General features: G+C 40.2%; 2 protein-coding genes. Both read left to right on the forward strand.

Going from position 1 to position 1,615, the window contains the following annotated elements; translation table 11 throughout:
* Positions 1-261: 261 nt before the first annotated feature.
* A complete protein-coding gene (locus tag RDS42_RS14775) occupies positions 262-399 on the forward strand; it encodes a hypothetical protein (RefSeq protein WP_022004704.1) in 138 nt (45 codons plus the stop codon).
* A gap of 108 nt (positions 400-507) precedes the next feature.
* Positions 508-1,233: a sigma-70 family RNA polymerase sigma factor gene (locus RDS42_RS14780; RefSeq protein ID WP_308784318.1), complete on the forward strand. Its 726-nt coding sequence runs from the start codon at positions 508-510 to the stop codon at positions 1,231-1,233.
* The last annotated feature ends 382 nt before the right edge of the window (positions 1,234-1,615 follow it).

A 1,615-nucleotide genomic window follows, 5' to 3' on the forward strand; every position in this document is an offset into this window, starting at 1 on the left:
AAATTATAAATTTAGAAGATGAAGAGGCAAAGGAAGATTTTGCAGACCAGATAGGAATTTCACTTAAAATTGCAAAGAGAGGAATACCAAAAAGTAAGGTTAGTTAATGACGATCATTCAGTAAGAATTGAATGGTCGTTTTTTTATTTAATAAAGCGGACAGATTTGTCCGGTTGCTAATTTAAAAAGTACATAGGTGTCCTGATGAGTTTTTTTGAAACTGATAAGATAGGAACATCAAGAGAAAGGAGGCAATACAACTTGAGCCGAGAAGAATATCTGGAATTTATCACACATCAGCCCTATGACGCAATGGGAGATTTTAGTTTCCTTTTGGATGAACAGTCTGATAAAGCTGAAAACACTACAGTAGAAAATGAAAACATGAACGCTGATTAATCTGCGTACAGGGAGTATTCCTGTATGATTGATTGATACATAAAGCAGCAAGGAGAGGCTTCGCAAGTCGCTCGGTATAAAAAAAACCGGGCAGATCGGAGTCTTTTTTTGCTGCTTTTTTTGTCTGCTGACAGCCCGGAGCCGAAAGGCAGAAAGGCGGTTGTCATGCTGACACTTAGAAAACTGAAAGAAATGGTGGAATCTCCAAAGAAAGGCGAAAAGAAACCGAGTTGTAAAAGTTTACGGGAGGGGAAATGCCCAGTTGTTGCTCAGAAGATTATTAAGAACGAGGTAGGCATAGTCACTATCACTGTTTACAAGAACGGATATGTGGTTTATCAGGTACAGAACCGGGTAACGGTATTTCCTATCGAAGATATTTCAGGTTATCGCTATTCTTCTGTGGCTGGAAATGGATATGGATGTGATCTGACGGAATCTTACTTTGAAGAGGCTGAATGGTATCTGCGTTTTGTTCTTCGAGGAGAAGATCGTCTGAGCATCAATCTGGATAGCTGTAATCAGAAACGTTGTATTTCCTTATCTTCTGCTATGGAAGAAATGCAGCTTGGAGAGAGTGTAGCACCGGACATGGAGGAAATGATTGTTCAGCAGATGATGACAGAAAACATGATGGACATGCTGACGGATAAGCAGAAGGAACTTATTTATGCCCTTTATTTTGAGAAACAGACTTATCAGGAATATGCCGATATTCATGGAATCAGTTCAGCAGCAGTCAACAACATGAGAAATAAGGCAGTTACCAAGCTGAGAGCGAGTTTAGAAGAACTCTCAGAAAGTAATGAGAAAAAGAAACTGAGAAAAAAATAAAAAAGTTTGCAACAGGGGGTTGGTAAACGCCCCCTGCCGAGCTTTATAGGTGAAGGGTTAATTCTTCAGAAAGAAAAAGCCCTGACTTGTACCTTGACAATTTCATACCAGCAGCAAGAGGATACCCGGAATTTTTCAGCTACGCATTCTTGCGGCGGAATCCGGTGAAAACGTGAGGGGATACAGATGGGAGGCACCCTTTGCAGGAAAGATTACGAATTACCTCTTGCGGCTTAAATGCTTGATCCTTATTAAAACTGTTATTTCCATTTTTTATGGAGATGACAGCAGATACCATGTGGCGGTGCTTCGCTTAGTGCAGGTGCTGCCATATGCATGTGCTGTTATCTTTTCAGAAATGTACAGGTATCAGTAACAAAAA

Origin of the sequence: uncultured Blautia sp., from assembly GCF_902497045.1 — a bacterium.
In the GTDB taxonomy this organism is placed as follows: Bacteria; Bacillota; Clostridia; order Lachnospirales; family Lachnospiraceae; genus Blautia_A.